Source organism: Variovorax sp. V15 (assembly GCF_041154425.1).
Taxonomy (GTDB): domain Bacteria; phylum Pseudomonadota; class Gammaproteobacteria; order Burkholderiales; family Burkholderiaceae_C; genus Variovorax; species Variovorax guangxiensis.
Genome location: NZ_AP028659.1, coordinates 1,047,866 through 1,063,723, shown reverse-complemented (window position 1 = coordinate 1,063,723; position 15,858 = coordinate 1,047,866). Strand labels below are relative to the sequence as shown.

Annotated in this window: 14 protein-coding genes and 4 tRNA genes; 10 read left to right on the top strand and 8 right to left on the bottom strand. The window is 66.9% G+C overall.

Annotated features, from left to right (window positions below; all coding sequences use genetic code 11):
* Window positions 1-16: 16 nt before the first annotated feature.
* The 5 genes from greB to hrcA all read right to left on the bottom strand — a co-directional run bounded on the left by greB (window position 17) and on the right by hrcA (window position 2,118).
* Window positions 17-595, bottom strand: a complete 579-nt coding sequence (greB, locus tag ACAM57_RS05200; RefSeq protein WP_369660915.1) for a transcription elongation factor GreB — start codon at window positions 593-595, stop codon at window positions 17-19.
* Window positions 596-650: 55 nt separating this feature from the next.
* Window positions 651-727: transfer RNA gene (locus tag ACAM57_RS05195), tRNA-Arg, on the bottom strand.
* A 115-nt stretch (window positions 728-842) separates the two neighbouring features.
* Window positions 843-919: transfer RNA gene (locus ACAM57_RS05190), tRNA-Arg, on the bottom strand.
* Between the two features lie 83 nt (window positions 920-1,002).
* Window positions 1,003-1,079: transfer RNA gene (locus ACAM57_RS05185), tRNA-Ile, on the bottom strand.
* Between the two features lie 31 nt (window positions 1,080-1,110).
* Window positions 1,111-2,118: a heat-inducible transcriptional repressor HrcA gene (gene hrcA, locus ACAM57_RS05180; RefSeq protein ID WP_369660914.1), complete on the bottom strand. Its 1,008-nt coding sequence runs from the start codon at window positions 2,116-2,118 to the stop codon at window positions 1,111-1,113.
* A 31-nt stretch (window positions 2,119-2,149) separates the two neighbouring features.
* On the opposite strand from hrcA, the gene ACAM57_RS05175 reads away from it, so the two are divergent.
* From ACAM57_RS05175 to rapZ, 3 genes are all read left to right on the top strand, one after another.
* Entirely contained in the window at window positions 2,150-3,061 is a 912-nt protein-coding gene (locus ACAM57_RS05175; protein WP_126025054.1) for an NAD kinase, read from the top strand.
* Window positions 3,062-3,224: 163 nt separating this feature from the next.
* A complete protein-coding gene (gene recN, locus ACAM57_RS05170; protein WP_369660913.1) occupies window positions 3,225-4,907 on the top strand; it encodes a DNA repair protein RecN in 1,683 nt (560 codons plus the stop codon).
* Window positions 4,904-5,782 (top strand): RNase adapter RapZ, encoded by an 879-nt coding sequence (rapZ, locus tag ACAM57_RS05165; RefSeq protein WP_126025056.1) that lies wholly within the window; start codon window positions 4,904-4,906, stop codon window positions 5,780-5,782. Before recN ends, rapZ begins: the two co-directional genes overlap by 4 nt.
* A gap of 26 nt (window positions 5,783-5,808) precedes the next feature.
* Here rapZ and mutY read toward each other — a convergent pair whose 3' ends face one another.
* From mutY to mutM, 3 genes are all read right to left on the bottom strand, one after another.
* Complete coding sequence (gene mutY, locus ACAM57_RS05160) at window positions 5,809-6,840, bottom strand: A/G-specific adenine glycosylase (RefSeq protein ID WP_369660912.1); 1,032 nt, start codon at window positions 6,838-6,840, stop codon at window positions 5,809-5,811.
* 37 nt (window positions 6,841-6,877) lie between these two features.
* Entirely contained in the window at window positions 6,878-8,839 is a 1,962-nt protein-coding gene (locus ACAM57_RS05155; protein ID WP_126025058.1) for a dynamin family protein, read from the bottom strand.
* A gap of 102 nt (window positions 8,840-8,941) precedes the next feature.
* Window positions 8,942-9,754 (bottom strand): bifunctional DNA-formamidopyrimidine glycosylase/DNA-(apurinic or apyrimidinic site) lyase, encoded by an 813-nt coding sequence (gene mutM, locus ACAM57_RS05150; RefSeq protein WP_126025059.1) that lies wholly within the window; start codon window positions 9,752-9,754, stop codon window positions 8,942-8,944.
* An 82-nt stretch (window positions 9,755-9,836) separates the two neighbouring features.
* On the opposite strand from mutM, the gene ACAM57_RS05145 reads away from it, so the two are divergent.
* From ACAM57_RS05145 to pth, 7 genes are all read left to right on the top strand, one after another.
* Window positions 9,837-11,699 (top strand): tetratricopeptide repeat protein, encoded by a 1,863-nt coding sequence (locus ACAM57_RS05145; RefSeq protein WP_369660911.1) that lies wholly within the window; start codon window positions 9,837-9,839, stop codon window positions 11,697-11,699.
* Window positions 11,700-11,850: 151 nt separating this feature from the next.
* Window positions 11,851-12,228 (top strand): lipoprotein insertase outer membrane protein LolB, encoded by a 378-nt coding sequence (locus ACAM57_RS05140; RefSeq protein WP_369660910.1) that lies wholly within the window; start codon window positions 11,851-11,853, stop codon window positions 12,226-12,228.
* Window positions 12,225-13,106 (top strand): 4-(cytidine 5'-diphospho)-2-C-methyl-D-erythritol kinase, encoded by an 882-nt coding sequence (gene ispE, locus ACAM57_RS05135; protein ID WP_369660909.1) that lies wholly within the window; start codon window positions 12,225-12,227, stop codon window positions 13,104-13,106. Before ACAM57_RS05140 ends, ispE begins: the two co-directional genes overlap by 4 nt.
* Before the next feature lie 70 nt (window positions 13,107-13,176).
* Window positions 13,177-13,253: transfer RNA gene (locus ACAM57_RS05130), tRNA-Gln, on the top strand.
* Between the two features lie 138 nt (window positions 13,254-13,391).
* Window positions 13,392-14,366, top strand: coding sequence for a ribose-phosphate pyrophosphokinase (locus tag ACAM57_RS05125; RefSeq protein ID WP_019656422.1), 975 nt, complete (start codon window positions 13,392-13,394; stop codon window positions 14,364-14,366).
* Window positions 14,367-14,450: 84 nt separating this feature from the next.
* On the top strand, window positions 14,451-15,128 hold the full coding sequence (locus ACAM57_RS05120; RefSeq protein WP_126025063.1) for a 50S ribosomal protein L25/general stress protein Ctc: 678 nt from the start codon (window positions 14,451-14,453) through the stop codon (window positions 15,126-15,128).
* An 87-nt stretch (window positions 15,129-15,215) separates the two neighbouring features.
* A complete protein-coding gene (pth, locus tag ACAM57_RS05115; RefSeq protein WP_184640656.1) occupies window positions 15,216-15,848 on the top strand; it encodes an aminoacyl-tRNA hydrolase in 633 nt (210 codons plus the stop codon).
* The last annotated feature ends 10 nt before the right edge of the window (window positions 15,849-15,858 follow it).

Here is a 15,858-nt window from a genome sequence, read left to right as displayed (position 1 = left end):
CGATGGCCCTGCCGGGCTACGAAGCTCCGGCCGGGCGCGGCGCCGGGTAGCTCACGGACAGGATCTCGACATCGTGCGCCCCGCCGGGCGTCACCAGCTTCACGACATCGCCTTCGCGCGACTTCAGCAGGGCCCGGGCGATCGGCGAGATCCAGCTGACCTGCGACTTCGCGCTTTCCGCTTCGTCGATGCCGAGGATCGTCACGCTGCGTTCATCACCGGTCTCGTCGGCATAGAGGACGGTGGCGCCGAAGAAGACCTGATCGCGGCCATGGTGCACCGACGGATCGGTGACCTCCGCGATTTCGAGGCGCTTGGTGAGGAAGCGGATGCGCCGGTCGATCTCGCGCAGGCGCTTCTTGCCGTAGAGGTAGTCGCCGTTCTCCGAGCGGTCGCCGTTCTTGGCGGCCCAATGGACGGTCTCGACGATCTTCGGGCGCTCCTCGTCCATCAGCTGCAGCAGCTCGTCGCGCAGGCGCGCGTAGCCTTCGGGGGTGATGTAGTTCTTGCCGCCCGCAGGAAGCGGAGGCGAGGCACCGTCGGCGCCGTCGTCGTCTGCGTCGGAATCCGTTTCCTTGGTGAATGCCTTGTTCACGCCAAACCTCCAAAAGAAAAAAGCCCGCAACTCGCGTTGCGGGCTTTCTTTATAGTGGTGCGGCTGGCAGGAATCGAACCCACGACCCCTTGGTTCGTAGCCAAGTACTCTATCCAGCTGAGCTACAGCCGCACAGCTTGCAATTATAGCCCGCTTTAATGGCCATTCCCGAACTATTCGGGTTAATTGGAGCGAAAGACTGAAAAGAAAAATGCCCGGAAGACGAATCTTCCGGGCATTTTCAAGATGGTGCGGCTGGCAGGAATCGAACCCACGACCCCTTGGTTCGTAGCCAAGTACTCTATCCAGCTGAGCTACAGCCGCGAAGCTTTCGATTATAGCCTGATTTTTGGCTGCTCCCCGAAAGCATGGCAAGACGTTGCAATATCGAATCGCCGAAGGGAGGGTGGTAGGCCGTGCTGGGCTTGAACCAGCGACCAACGGATTATGAGTCCGCTGCTCTAACCAACTGAGCTAACGGCCCACGCGGCACGATTCTATTCGCGCAACCGGGCCTACTTGCGATGGCTCAGCGCATTGGTCACCAGGCGCGACGTGATGTCGACGATCTGGATCATGCGCTCATACGGCATGCGAGTCGGTCCGATCACGCCGAGCGTACCCACGACTTCCCCGTCGACCTCGTAGTTGGCGCTGACGATGGAGAGCTCCTCGAACGGCACCACCTGGCTCTCGCCGCCGATGAAGATGCGCACGCCCTCGGCCTTGCTGGATACGTCGAGCAGCCGCATCAACTGGGCCTTCTGCTCGAAGAGTTCGAAGGCGCGGCGCAGTTGCCCCATGTCGCTGGAGAAATCGCTCACCGCCAGCAGGTTGCGCTCACCGGAAATGACGACGTCGTCCTCCTGCGCCTCGGTCAGCACTTCCGAGCTGACCTGCACTGCCGCCTGCATCAGGGTGGCGATCTCGCCGCGCAGCTTTTCTATCTCGGACTGCAGCCGGTCGCGCACCTGCTCGATGGTCAGCCCCGCATAGTTCGCGTTGATGTAGTTCGAGGCCTCGACCAGCTGCGACTGCGAGTAGTCGGCCTCCGGAAAGATCACCCTGTTCTGCACGTCGCCATCGGGCGAGACGATGATCACCAGCAAGCGCCGCTCCGACAGCCGCAGGAACTCGATCTGCTTGAACACCGACGCGCGCCGCGGCGCCATCACCACGCCCACGAACTGCGACATGTTCGACAGCAGGTGCGCCGCATTGGCGATCACCTTCTGCGGCTGGTCGGGCGCGAGGCTGGGCGCGGTCATCTGCTCGCGCTGTGCCGTCAGCATGGTGTCGACGAAGAGGCGATAGCCGCGGTGCGTGGGAATGCGTCCGGCCGAGGTGTGCGGGCTGGCGATCAGCCCCAGCGCCTCCAGGTCGGACATGACGTTGCGGATGGTCGCCGGCGACAGATCGAGCCCCGAGGAGCGCGACAGCGTACGCGACCCGACGGGCTGCCCATCGGCTATGTAGCGCTCGACGAGCGTCTTGAGCAGCAACTTGGCACGGTCGTCCAGCATTGCAAGATTTTAGTGTTGTAATTTGTGAGATATGACCTCACGCTTTCGTCACGTCGCCCTGATCGGCAAATACCAGGCTTCCGGCGCCCGGGCGCAGGCGGATGCGCGCGACAGCGTCATGGAAGGCATCGGAGCCTTTCTTGAATCGCAGGGTTGCACGGTCTATGTCGAGCGGCCGACGTGCGAGGAAGCCGATGCCGGCGCCCCCGCCCATCCGCGCTACGCCGCCCTCACCGTCGAGGAAATCGGCCAGCGCTGCGACCTCGGCCTGGTGGTCGGCGGCGACGGCACCATGCTGGGCATCGGCCGGCAGCTCGCGAGCTACGGCATTCCGCTGATCGGTATCAACCGGGGCCGGCTGGGCTTCATCACCGACATCCCGCTCGACAACTACCAGGCCACGCTGATTCCGATGCTGGCCGGCGAGTACGAGGAAGACCACCGCAGCCTGATGCAGGCCAAGGTCGTGCGCGACGGCGCCTCGGTGTTCGATGCCTTCGCCATGAACGACGTGGTCGTCAACCGCGGCGCCACCTCCGGAATGGTCGAGCTGCGCGTGTCGGTAGGCCGCCATTTCGTGGCCAACCAGCGCGCCGACGGCCTGATCATCGCCACGCCGACGGGCTCGACCGCCTACGCGCTATCGGCCGGCGGCCCGCTGCTGCACCCCGCGGTGCCGGGCTGGGTGCTGGTACCGATCGCGCCGCACACGCTTTCCAACCGGCCCGTGCTGCTGCCCGATGCCGACGAGATCGTCATCGAGCTGGTCGGCGGGCGCGACGCCAGCGCCAATTTCGATATGCAGTCGCTCGCCTCGCTCGCCATCGGCGACCGCGTGGTGGTGCGCCGCTCCGATTTCCGCGTGCGCTTCCTGCACCCGCGCGGCTGGAGCTATTTCGACACGCTGCGCAAGAAACTTCATTGGAACGAGGGAGGCTCCTGAATGAAGCACACCCCCAGGCTGCGCGCACTTCGTGTCGCTTCGCCAACCCTCTTGCAGGGGGCAACACCGGCGGCCCGGCAAAGCCGGTTCCGCGGTGTTTCACAGCTCGAACCCTACAAATTCGCACAACGCCCCCTGCCCGGAACCTGGAGGAACAACTGAGATGGCATTGCGACGCATCGCACTGCGCGACTTCGTGATCGTGCGATCACTCGAACTCGACCTGTCCGGCGGCTTCACCGTGCTGACCGGTGAAACAGGCGCGGGCAAATCCATCCTGATCGACGCGCTGCAACTGGCGCTGGGCAACCGGGCCGATGCCGGCGCGGTGCGTGAAGGCGCCGAGCGCCTGGACGTGAGCGCCGAATTCGACGCCGACCCGGCCCTGGACAGCTGGCTCGACGAAGGCGGCTTCGAGCGCGGTGACGCACTGCTGCTGCGCCGCACCGTCGACCTGCAGGGCCGCAGCCGAGGCTGGATCAACGGCAGCCCCGCCACCGCCACGCAACTGCGCGAACTGGGTGATCGCCTGCTCGACATCCACGGCCAGCACGCCTGGCAGAGCCTGACACGGCCCGAGGCGGTGCGCGGCCTGCTCGACGCCTACGCGGGCGCGCGCACCGATGCGCTGGACGCCGCATGGCAGGCCTGGCGGCAGGCGCTCTCCACGCTCGAACACGCCCGCTCGGCGCAGGACTCGCTGCAGCGCGAACGCGAGCGGCTGCAATGGCAGATTTCCGAAGTCGCCAAGCTCGCACCGGGCGTCGACGAGTGGGAAGAACTGTCGACCAACCACTCGCGCATCTCCAACGCGCAGGCGCTGATCGACGCGGCCCAGGGCGCCAGCCAGGCGCTGGAAGACGACGACAACGGCGCCCTCTCCGCGCTGCAGCGCGCGGCCACGCTGCTGCAGAACTGCGAGCACATCGAGCCCGAGTTCCGCGCGCTGGGCGAAGTGCTCGCCTCGTGCGTGGCCCAGGCCTCCGACGCCGCTCACACGCTGCACGGCTACCTGCGCGATGCCGACACCGATCCGCAGAGCCTCGCCGAGCTCGACGAGCGCATGGGCCTGTGGATGTCGCTCGCGCGCCGCTACAAGCGCCCGCCGGGCGAGCTGCCGGCGCTGCTGGCCGGCTGGCAGGCCGAGCTGCAGGCGCTCGACGCCCAAAGCGATCTCGAAGGCCTGGAGCGTGCCGAAGAGGCCGCGCAGCAGGCCTACATGAAGGAAGCCAAGGCGCTGGGCAAGATCCGCAAGCAGGCGGCGCCCCGTCTCTCGCAGGCCGTCACCGACGCGATGCAGGGCCTGGGCATGCAGGGCGGGCGCTTCGAGGTCGAGCTGCAGCCGCTCGCGCAGCCGGGCCGCGCCGGCCTCGAAGAGGTGGCCTTCCTCGTGGCGGGCCACACCGGCAGCACGCCGCGCGCCATCGGCAAGGTGGCTTCGGGCGGCGAGCTTTCGCGCATCGCGCTGGCCATTGCGGTCACCACCAGCCAGCTCGGCGCGGCGCAGACGCTGATCTTCGACGAGGTCGATTCCGGCGTGGGCGGCGCGGTCGCCGAGACCGTCGGCCGACTGATGAAGCAACTCGGCCGCGACCGCCAGGTGCTCGCCGTGACCCACCTGCCGCAGGTGGCAGCCTGCGCCGACCATCACCTGGTGGTGGCCAAGCGCCAGACAGCGGCCACCGGCGGCGACGGACCGCGCACCGAGAGCGGCGTATCTCGCCTCGACGACGACAACCGCGCCAGGGAAATCGCCCGCATGCTGGGCGGCGAGAAGGTCTCGCAGACCTCGCTGGCGCACGCGCGCGAGATGCTCGGCCACAAGACCTCGGCGACGGTGCAATGAGCCTCGACCTCGTGCTCATCACGGGCATGTCGGGCTCCGGCAAGTCGGTGGCCCTGCATGCGCTGGAAGACGCGGGCTACTACTGCGTCGACAACCTGCCGCCCGAGCTGCTGACCTCGTTCATCGCGCTGCAGCACGAGCAGCAGGCCACGCGGGTGGCCATTGCCATGGACGTGCGCAGCGGCGTCTCGCTGCCCATCGTTCCACAGCAGCTCGAGGCGCTGCGCCGCGACGGCGGCATCTCGCTGCGCTCGCTGTTCCTCGACGCGACCACCGACGCGCTGCTGCGCCGCTATTCCGAAACCCGCCGCCGCCATCCGCTCTCGCGCCAGGAAGGCCGCACCGACGTGCCCGAGCAGCACCGCGTGCTGACCCAGGCCATCGAGCTCGAACGCGAACTGCTGGCCGACCTGCGCGACGGCGCCGACGTGATCGACACCAGCCTGATCCGGCCGGCGCAGCTGCAGAGCTACATCAAGTCGCTGATCTCCGCGCCGCAGACGCCGCTCACGCTGGTGTTCGAATCCTTCGCCTTCAAGCGCGGCGTGCCGCTGGATGCCGACTACGTATTCGACGTGCGCATGCTGCCTAACCCGCACTACGTGCCCGCGCTGCGCCCGCTCACCGGCCGCGACGAGCCGGTGATCGAATGGCTGCGCGAGCACGACGACGTGGCGCGCATGTACGACGACATCGAGCAGTTCCTGGCGCACTGGCTCGACGCGCTGGCGCGCGACCATCGCAGCTACGTGACGGTGGCCATCGGGTGCACCGGCGGGCAGCACCGCTCGGTGTTCCTGGTCGAGCAACTGGCGCGTTCGTTCGGCGCGCGCTGGGGTGCGCTGAAGCGGCACCGCGAACTCGACGCGGGCTGACAGCCAGGGGCGGGTTGGCTGGCTGGCTAAGCCTCGCTGCCTTCCAGCAGCTTGCGCATCGGAGCCGGCAGGCCCAGCCGGCTCCATTCATCCGCTTCGAACCAGCGCGCGGCCTCGCCCTGTGGCTGGCCGCCGTCGATCCGCACAGGGTGCAGGTGCAGGTCCTTGTGGGTCAGCACGTGCACGAAGGCCGGCAAGTCATGCACTCCGCGCCTTGCGGCCGGCAAGGCAGCAAGAAGTTCTTCGCGGCTGTCGAACACCGGCAGGCAGTAGAGCCCAGCCCAGATGCCCTTCGCCGGCCGCTTCTCCAGCCAGACGCGCCCTTGCTCATCGCGCGCCAGCAGCACCCACAGCGACTGCGCGCTGCGCTTGAGCTTGCGCGTCTTGACCGGGTAGCGCTCGGGCGCGCCTTCACGAAGGGCGACGCAGTTCTGCTGCACCGGGCAGATCATGCAGCTTGGCTTGCGCGGCAGGCAGACCGTGGCGCCCATGTCCATCACGCCCTGCGTGTAGGACGCGATGGCTTCCCTGTCATTCGCAGGCGGGAGCAGTTGCGTCGCCAGATCCCACAGCGCGCGCTCCTGCGCCGCCGAGGACATGTCGCCCGCGAAGCCGAGCACGCGCGTGAGCACGCGCTTGACGTTGCCGTCGAGGATCGCCACTCGCTCGCCGAAGCAGAAGGCCGCGATGGCCGCCGAGGTGGAGCGCCCGATGCCCGGCAGCGTGACGAGTTCTGCAGCGGTGCGCGGAAACTCCCCGCCGAATCGCGCGACGACTTCCTGCGCGCAGCGGTGCATGTTGCGCGCGCGGCTGTAGTAGCCCAGCCCGCTCCACAGGCCGAACACCTCGTCCTCGGTGCCCGCGGCGAGAGCCTTCACGTCGGGAAAGCGTTCGAGAAAGCGCGCGAAATAACCGAGCACCGTCGACACCTGCGTCTGCTGCAGCATCACTTCCGACAGCCACACGCGATACGGGTCGCGCGTGTTCTGCCACGGCAACTGACTGCGCCCGTGGCTGCGCTGCCAGCTCACGATCTGCGCGGCGAAATCCGGAGGCAATGGCTGGGTCGCGGTCGCCGCCGTGGAGGCGGTTTTCTCAGGCCGCACGCAGCTCGCCGATGGTGGCCGCGGGCTGCGGCTTTCCGTGCTGCGCGATCAGCGAAGTGAACTCGCGCAGCTGCACATGGAGTTCGGTGAGGTTGCTCTCCTGCGCGGCCAGCTCGACCAGCCGCTCGTCGAGGCTGCCCGCCGCGCTCTGGATGCGCTCGATCGCCTCGATGCGCTTGCTGAAGTTGCGGCGGCGCTCCTTGAGCTGCGCATCGATCTGCGCGCTCGCGCCCTTGCTCCAGCGCTCGACCTCGGTCATGGCCGCCTCGTTCACCAGCCGCAGCCGGCTGGCGAGCGCGCGCACCAGCTTGTCGCAGAAATCGGCCTGCGCGAGCTTCAGCAGGTTGCCCACGCCCAGGTAGTGGATGTGGCTGCGCTCGATCTGCGCGAGCTCCTGCTCGAAGCCGGTGAGGTCGGGCTCGGCCGGCGCCTGCAGGGTGAAGCCCTGCTCGGCGTTGAGCTGGCGGAAGGTGGCGTGCAGCATCGACTGGATCTCGGCCGTGGTCGCCTGCACCTCGCGCAGGTTGTTGCGCAGCGAGTCGAAGGTCTCGGCGTACACCTTGCGCACGTTGAACTTGACGCCGGGGCGCTTGAGCGCGGCCGACAGCTTCACCATGTCGGCCTTCAGCGCGGTGCGCCCCAGCACGGCATACACCTCGCGCAGCAGCTTGCCCTGCACCGAACGCAGCGCCAGGATGCGCGTGTTGCTGCCCTCGAACTCGGCGTGTTCCTGGTCGATGCGCGCGCGCATGTGGCGGATCACCGAAACGTTCTTGCCGCGCAGGCCCTGCAGCTCGAGCGCCTGCTCGGCCAGGTCGCGCTGGCGCACCTTCAGGATGCGCTCGGCCTCGGCGCGCAGCGCGGTCATGCCCGCATCGACCGCGAGCCGCAGCATGGTTTCGCGCTTGCCCAGCACGCCTTCGGCCAGCAGCGTTTCGAGCGCCGGCAGGCGGCTGGCCTGCAGCAGCTGGCCGTCGTGCTGGATCTTGGCCTGCAGGCCCTTCTGCGCCGACACGGGCAGCACCTGCGCCAGCGGCACCTCGAGCAGTCGGGCCGCGCCTTCGCGCTGGCGCTCGATCTGCTGCTCGATCTGCGCGGGCGTGCTGAGCGTGTCCCACATGGTGTCGATCTTGTTGAGCACCACGAAGCGCGTGTCGTTGCTTTCGTCCTCGGTGATCAGGTGCTCGCGCCAGATGGAAAGGTCGGAGCGGGTCACGCCGGTTTCGGCGCCAAGGATGAAGACCACCGCGTGCGCCTGCGGGATCAGGCTCACTGTCAGTTCGGGTTCGGCGCCGATCGCGTTCAGGCCCGGCGTGTCCAGAATTACCAGCCCCTGCTCCAGCAGCGGATGCGGCATGTTCAACACCGCATGGCGCCAGCGCGGAATCTCGACGCGGCCTTCGGCGTCCTGCACCGGGTTGTCGTCGGGCGTCTCGTCGTTCCAGAAGCCCAGCGTGCGGGCTTCGTCCTTGCTTACCCAGCGCACCTCGGCCACCTTGCCCATGGCCTGCGCCAGGTGCTCGGCGTTGCCCACGTCGATGGCGATCTCTGTCCAGCGCGTGGGCTTGTCGCGCCAGTGGGCCAGCGAATGGGGCTCCAGCCGGGTCTCGATGGGCAGCAGCCGCAGCTTGGGCGCGATCGCGGCGTCGTAGCCCAGCTCGGTCGGGCACATCGTGGTGCGGCCGGCGCTGGCGGGCATGATGCGCCGCCCGTAGCCGGCGAAGAAGATGGCGTTGATCAGCTCCGACTTGCCGCGCGAGAACTCGGCGACGAAGGCGACCATGACCTTGCTGGTGCGAATCTGCGTTTCCAGCCCGCGCAGGCGCTCCGCCACCGCCTGGTCGAGCAGCTCGTTCTCGGTCAGCCAGCGGGACAGCCACTGCAGCCGGTGGGCGAAGTTGCTCCGCCATGCACCGTGCTGATCGAGTTGTTGATTGAAGGAGCGGCTCAAGGGGAATGTGTAAGAAACAATTTACAAATATACATCGGCGGACATGCCACCGTCGTTTCTGGATTGTTTCTATTTTTTCTGTTCCATCGCGCGAGCCCGCGCCTACTTCTGGCAATTGGGGCAGTAATAGGTGGAGCGCTGCCCCTGCCGCAGCAGCCGAATCGGCGTTGCACAAACCCGACAGGGCTCGCCCGCGCGGCCATAGACGGTCGCCTCGAGCTGGAAGTAGCCGTTCTGCCCGTCGATGTTGGAGAAATCTCGCAGCGTGCTGCCGCCCTTCTCCACCGCCCGCGCCAGGATCTCGCGCACCGCCGCGTGCAGCCTTGCCGCCCGCGGGCGGCTGATGCGAGCCGCCGACAGCGTCGGCCGGATGCCCGCCTGGAACAGCGCCTCCGACGCGTAGATGTTGCCGACGCCCACGACCACGTCGCCCGCCAGCAGCACCTGCTTGACCGCCGTCTTCCGCTTTTTCAGGCCGGCATGGAAGGCGTCGAGGTCGAAGCCTTCGTCGAGCGGCTCCATGCCCAGTCCACCCAACAGCTTGATGGCCCATGGAGCGGATTCGTCTTCCACGTAAACAACTGCACCGAAGCGGCGCGGGTCGTTGAGCCTCAGCGTGCCCCGGTCGGTAACAAGATCGAAGTGATCGTGCGGTCCGGGCGGCGGCAGCGCGGCATCGAAGCGCAGGCTGCCCGACATGCCCAGATGCAGCAGCAGGATGCCGCGATCGAGATCGATCAGCAGGTACTTGCCGCGCCGGCGCACCTGGCGCACCTGCCGGCCGACCAGCGCTTCGGGCAGCACCATCAGCGCCCATCGCAGCGGCTTGCCGATGCGCACCGACTCGATGCGGCCGCCCGCGATGCGGTCCGCAAACCCTCGGCGGGTGACTTCGACTTCGGGTAGCTCGGGCATGAAAGGTAAATCTTCGGCAAACGCCCGCGGCGGCGAAGCCCCACGGCGATGCTCGTACAAAAGGCTGGATTATTATGGTTGCATGAACCTTTCGCCCCGCCGACACCGCCTTGCGGCGGCCGCGTCTCTCGCCTTGATGGCTTGCGCTGTCAATGCGCAATCTTCCGATCCCGCAGCCCCTTTCAGCCCCACACCTGTCATCGAACGGCCGGCGCAGACGAGGCCCATAGTCAGGCCGCGACCGGCCGCAGCCAAGGAAGCAGCCGAACCCGCGCCGCTGCAGTCCGCGCTGACGGCCGACCTGTTCTACGAGATCCTGATGGGCGAAATGACCGCCCGTTCCGGCGACCCCGGCTCCGGCTATGCGCTCGTGCTCGATGCGGCCCGCCGACTGCGCGACGGCAAGCTGTTCCAGCGTGCGGTCGAGATCGCGCTGCAGTCGCGCTCCGGCGACGCAGCGCTCGCCGCGGCACGCGCCTGGCAGGAAACCTTGCCGAATTCGCGCGACGCGCGCCGCATCGAGTTGCAGATCCTGATCGCGCTGAACCGCATCAGCGAAACCGTCGAGCCGCTGCGCGCCGAGGTGGCGGCCACCTCGCAGATCGAGCGCCCGCTGCTGATGGCCGTGATCGCGCGCAACTACTCGCGCGCATCGGACAAGAAGCTGGCCGCCTCGGTGGTCGAGCAGGCGCTGGTCGACGAGCTGAAGAGCCCCACCACCGGCGGGCTTGCCTGGGCCACGGTCGGCCGGCTGCGCCTGAACGCGGGCGATGCCTCGGGCGCGCTGGAAGCCGCGCGCAAGGGCCAGGAGATCGACCCGGCCTCCGAAGCCCCCGCCGCGCTGGCGCTCGAGATGATCGACCCGGGCCAGCCGCTGGCCGAGCCGATCGTCACGCGCTTCCTGAACAGCAACCCGAAGGCCTCGGCCGAGCTGCGCGTGGCCTACGCCCGCGTGCTGGTCGAGAACCGCCGCTACAGCGACGCCTCCGCGCAGCTGCAGACGCTGACCACCTCGCGCCCCGAACTCGCCGAGCCCTGGCTGCTGCTGGGCAGCCTGCAGATGCAGGCGCGGCAGGACGCCGCGGCCGAAGCCTCGATCAAGCGCTTCATCGAGCTGTCGGGCAATCCGAAGAGCGGCGCCGGCAACAAGGATGCCGACGACGCCACCGACCGCAAGCGCGGCATCTCGCAGGCCTACTTCGCGCTGTCGCAGCTGGCCGAGCGGCGCAAGGACTATGCGGCCGCCGAACGCTGGCTCTCGCGCATCGACGGCGCCGACGAGCTGGTGGCCGCGCAGACCCGCCGCGCGACGCTGCTGGCGCGCCAGGGAAAGCTGCCGCAGGCACGCGAGATCATCCGGGGCCTGCCCGAGCGCACGGCCGACGACAAGAAGCAGAAGTTCCTCGCCGAAGTGCAACTGCTGCGCGACGCGAAGCAGTACCAGGCGGCCTACGACATGCTCGCCCAGGCTTCGGCGGCATCGCCGGACGACGGCGACCTCGTCTACGACCAGGCCATGGTCGCCGAGAAGCTCAACCGTCTCGACGACATGGAGCGCCTGCTGCGCCGCCTCATCGAGCTCAAGCCCGAGAACCAGAACGCATACAACGCGCTGGGCTACTCGCTGGCCGATCGCAAGATTAGGCTCGAGGAGGCACGCACGCTGATCCAGAAGGCGGTGCAGCTGGCGCCGGAAGACCCCTTCATCGCCGACAGCCTGGGCTGGGTCGAATTCCGGCTCGGCAACACGGCGGAGGCCATCCGTATCCTCGAGGCGGCCTACAAGACGCGGCCCGACCCCGAGATCGGCGCGCACTTCGGCGAAGTCCTGTGGACCTCCGGCCAGAAGGACCGCGCGGTCACGATCTGGAAGGAAGCCCTGCTGAGCGACGCCGAGAACGAAACGCTGCAGGAAACGCTCAAGCGCCTGCGAGTGAAGCCCTGACATGGCGCAGGCAGAGGCATTCGCGCCGGTGCAGGGCGGCCGTCGCGCTTTTCTGGCGGTAGGCGGGGCTGCAGCCTTGCTGGCAACCGGGTGCGCGCAGCTGTCCGGCGGTTCGTCGGCACCGAAGCCGACGGACAGCTGGAGCGGACGCATGTCGTTGCGCATCGAGAGCGAGCCGGTGCAGACCTTCGCGGCACTGTTCGAACTTCGCGGCTCGGCCGAGGCGGGCGACCTGACGCTCACGACACCCATCGGCAGCACCCTGGCCCAGTTGCATTGGGCGCCGGGCGAAGCGTTGCTGAAGGACGGCAACCGGACACGCCGGTTCGACTCGGTCGATGAGCTCATCGAGGCGGCTACCGGCGCGGCCATTCCGGTCGGAGCTCTTTTCGGCTGGCTGGCGGGCCGCAACGAACCCGTGCCCGGCTGGAAGCCCGATCTCGCGCAGCTCGGCAGCGGACGGCTGCAGGCGGTGCGCGAGTCGCCGAGTCCGAGGGCCGATCTGCGCATCGTGTTCGAGCGGTCATGAAGGCGATCTACGACCTCCCCGCGCCGGCCAAGCTCAATCTCTTTCTCCACATCACCGGCAGGCGCGACGACGGGTATCACCTGCTGCAGTCGGTGTTCATGCTGATCGACTGGTGCGACACGCTGCACGTCGAACTGCGGCGCGATGGCCAGCTCAGCCGGGAGGATCTGACGACGGAGCTGCCGGCGGACGACCTGATCCTGCGTGCCGCGCGTGCGTTGCAGCCCTTCGCCGCGCCAGGCCAGGGTGCGCACATCGGCGTCGCCAAGCATGTGCCGGCGCAGGCGGGGATGGGTGGAGGCTCGTCGGATGCCGCCTCCTGCCTGCTCGCGCTGAACCGCCTGTGGGGCCTGAACCTGCCGTTGTCGCGGCTGGCCCACATTGGCCTGACGCTGGGCGCCGACGTGCCTTTCTTCCTCGGCGGACGCAACGCGTGGGTGGAAGGCATCGGGGAGGAAATCACACCGGTTACACTCCCTTCCGCACGCTTCGTGGTGGTCAAACCACCCGAAGGACTCGATACCCGATTAATTTTTTCGGATTCGAACCTTCAACGTGCCACGCCTGTTGCTATAATCTCAGGCTTTGCTGCAGACAGCGAATCGTCGGAAGCGACAAACTTGGGAAACCGGGTTTTCGAGTTCGGCCACAACGACCTGCAGCCGGTTGCCCAGCGACTTTGTCCCGCGGTCACCGACGCCATCGAATGGCTCGGTACCCAAGGATTGAAGGCACGGATGACCGGCTCCGGAAGCTCGGTGTTCGCGAAGCTGCCGCAATCGCCGCAAGAAGCGGAACTGCTCGAGGCCCCCGAAGGCTGGCAGGTTCGTCAATGCAGCAATCTGGAAGTTCATCCACTCTGGGGATGGGCAACCTGAAGATAATCGGATCGTTCGTTCGGTTCGATGCGACATATATCGGTTGATGGCGAAAGCCGTCGACCCGTGTAGGGGAGTCGCCAAGCTGGTTAAGGCACTGGATTTTGATTCCAGCATGCAAAGGTTCGAATCCTTTCTCCCCTGCCAAATCTTCACGACTGCGGCCCGAGGGCCGCAGTCTTCATTTGCAGCCCACCCGCTGCAATAATCGGCGGCTCACCGGCCGCCATGCATACGAACCTTTTGGCGGCTTCCTAAGCCCACTTGCACTGCCGGGACGCGCTCATGCAGGCTAATCACCCTGATTTCATGGTTTTCACCGGCAATGCCAATCCGGGCCTTGCCGCAGAAATCGCGCACAACCTCGGCACCTCGCTGGGCGCTGCCCGCGTGGGCCGCTTCTCCGACGGCGAAGTCACCGTCGAGATCAACCAGAACGTCCGCGCACGCGACGTGTTCGTGGTGCAGTCGACCTGCGCTCCGACGAACGAAAACCTGATGGAACTGCTGATCATGGTCGACGCGCTCAAGCGCGCTTCGGCCGAACGCATCAGCGCCGTGATCCCCTACTTCGGCTATGCCCGCCAGGACCGCCGCCCGCGCTCGAGCCGCGTGCCGATCTCGGCCAAGGTGGTGGCCAACCTGCTGGAAACCGTCGGTGTCGAGCGCGTGCTCACCATGGACCTGCACGCCGACCAGATTCAGGGCTTCTTCGACATTCCCGTCGACAACATCTATGCCTCGCCGGTGCTGCTGGGCGACCTGCGCGCCAAGAACTACGAAGACCTGATCGTGGTCTCGCCCGACGTCGGCGGCGTGGTTCGCGCCCGCGCGCTGGCCAAGCAGTTGAACTGCGACCTCGCCATCATCGACAAGCGCCGCCCGAAGGCCAACGTCAGCGAAGTCATGAACGTGATCGGCGAGATCGACGGCCGCAACTGCGTGATCATGGACGACATGATCGACACCGCCGGCACGCTGGTCAAAGCTGCGGAGGTGCTCAAGGAGCGCGGCGCCAAGAGCGTGTACGCCTACTGCACGCACCCGATCTTCTCGGGCCCGGCCATCGAGCGCATCACCAAGGGCTCGGCCCTCGACGAAGTGGTCGTGACCAACACCATCCCCCTCTCCGACGGCGCCAATGCCTGCGGAAAGATCCGCCAGCTCTCCGTGGCGCCGCTGATCGCCGAAACGATCCAGCGCATTGCCAAGGGCGAGTCGGTGATGAGTTTGTTCTCGGATCAGGACAACCTGTTCTGACCTGGGCAAAGAGCGGGCTTCACCCCTGAAGCCTTTTTGAACCGGAGTCGCACTGGTCGCGGTGGACTCTTACAGGAGCTAGTTATGAAATTCGTCGCTTTTGAGCGCGCAAAGCAGGGCACGGGTGCGAGCCGCCGTCTCCGCATCACGGGCAAGACCCCCGGCATCGTCTACGGCGGTGGCGCCGAGCCCCAACTGATCGAGCTCGATCACAACGCGCTGTGGCACGCCCTGAAGAAGGAAGCCTTCCACTCCAGCGTTCTCGAGATGGAACTGGGCGGCAACGTCAGCAAGGTTCTGCTGCGTGACGTGCAATACCACCCCTTCCGCCAGCTGGTGCAGCACATCGACTTCCAGCGCGTGGACGCCAAGACCCGCATGACCCTGAAGGTGCCCGTGCACTTCAAGGGCGAGGAAGAGTCCGACGCCGTCAAGCTCGACCACAACCTGGTCAACCACGTCACGACCGAACTGGAAGTGAACTGCCTGCCGACCGACCTGCCCGAGTTCATCGAAGTCGACTTGTCGGGCCTGAAGAAGAACGGCACCGTCACGCTGAAGGACATCAAGCTGCCCCGCGGCGTGAAGTGGGTCAGCCACGGCAAGGCCAACCCGGTGCTGGCTTCGGCCGTGACCCCGGCTGCCGAAGAAGAAGCTCCCGCCGAAGGCGCAGCAGCTGCCGACGCAGCAGCCGCTCCGGCAGGCAAGGGTGGCAAGGCCGCGGCCAAGACGCCCGCTGCCAAGGCACCTGCCAAGAAGTAATCCGCTTCTTCGCACTCGTTGCTTCCCGATGAAGGCCCGCCTCGTGCGGGCCTTTTTGCTTTTACGGCGACCGGATAATCCACGACCATGATCAAGCTGTTTGTCGGCCTCGGAAACCCGGGCCCCGAGTACGAAGCCACGCGGCACAACGCCGGCTTCTGGTGGATCGACGCCCTCGCGCGCGAATGGAAGCTCAACCTCGTGCCCGAGCGCAGCTACCACGGCCTCGCCGCGCGCACGAGCATCGGCGGCCAGAGCATCTGGCTGCTGGAGCCGCAGACCTTCATGAACCTGTCGGGCAAGTCGGTGGCCGCCTTGGCGCGCTTCTTCAAGATCGCGCCGGAAGAAATCCTCGTGGTACACGACGAGCTCGACGTGGTCCCTGGCCAGGTCAAGCTCAAGTTCGGCGGCAGCCATGCCGGCCACAACGGACTGCGCGACATCCACGCGCAACTGGGCACCGGCGACTACTGGCGGCTGCGCCTGGGCATTGGCCACCCCGGCGTGAAGTCGGAGGTCGTCAACTGGGTGCTCAAGAAGCCACTCAAGGAACAGCGCGAAGCGATCGAGGACGCCATCACCCGCACGCTGCACGCGATTCCCGCGCTGGTGGCAGGCGAGATGGAAAAGGCGACCCTGGTCATTCACACGAGCAAACCGCCCCGGCCCAAGCCGCCGCGGAGGGAGCCCGGCGAAGGGGGCACGCCTGCCGCCACCTAGCCGGCCATTG

Coding starts and splice junctions, on each gene's coding strand:
- hrcA (WP_369660914.1), bottom strand. CDS start 2,118: ATGCTGGACGACCGTGCCAAGTTGCTGCTCAAGACGCTCGTCGAGCGC.
- ACAM57_RS05175 (WP_126025054.1), top strand. CDS start 2,150: ATGACCTCACGCTTTCGTCACGTCGCCCTGATCGGCAAATACCAGGCT.
- recN (WP_369660913.1), top strand. CDS start 3,225: ATGGCATTGCGACGCATCGCACTGCGCGACTTCGTGATCGTGCGATCA.
- rapZ (WP_126025056.1), top strand. CDS start 4,904: ATGAGCCTCGACCTCGTGCTCATCACGGGCATGTCGGGCTCCGGCAAG.
- mutM (WP_126025059.1), bottom strand. CDS start 9,754: ATGCCCGAGCTACCCGAAGTCGAAGTCACCCGCCGAGGGTTTGCGGAC.
- ACAM57_RS05145 (WP_369660911.1), top strand. CDS start 9,837: ATGAACCTTTCGCCCCGCCGACACCGCCTTGCGGCGGCCGCGTCTCTC.
- ACAM57_RS05140 (WP_369660910.1), top strand. CDS start 11,851: ATGTCGTTGCGCATCGAGAGCGAGCCGGTGCAGACCTTCGCGGCACTG.
- ispE (WP_369660909.1), top strand. CDS start 12,225: ATGAAGGCGATCTACGACCTCCCCGCGCCGGCCAAGCTCAATCTCTTT.
- ACAM57_RS05125 (WP_019656422.1), top strand. CDS start 13,392: ATGCAGGCTAATCACCCTGATTTCATGGTTTTCACCGGCAATGCCAAT.
- ACAM57_RS05120 (WP_126025063.1), top strand. CDS start 14,451: ATGAAATTCGTCGCTTTTGAGCGCGCAAAGCAGGGCACGGGTGCGAGC.
- pth (WP_184640656.1), top strand. CDS start 15,216: ATGATCAAGCTGTTTGTCGGCCTCGGAAACCCGGGCCCCGAGTACGAA.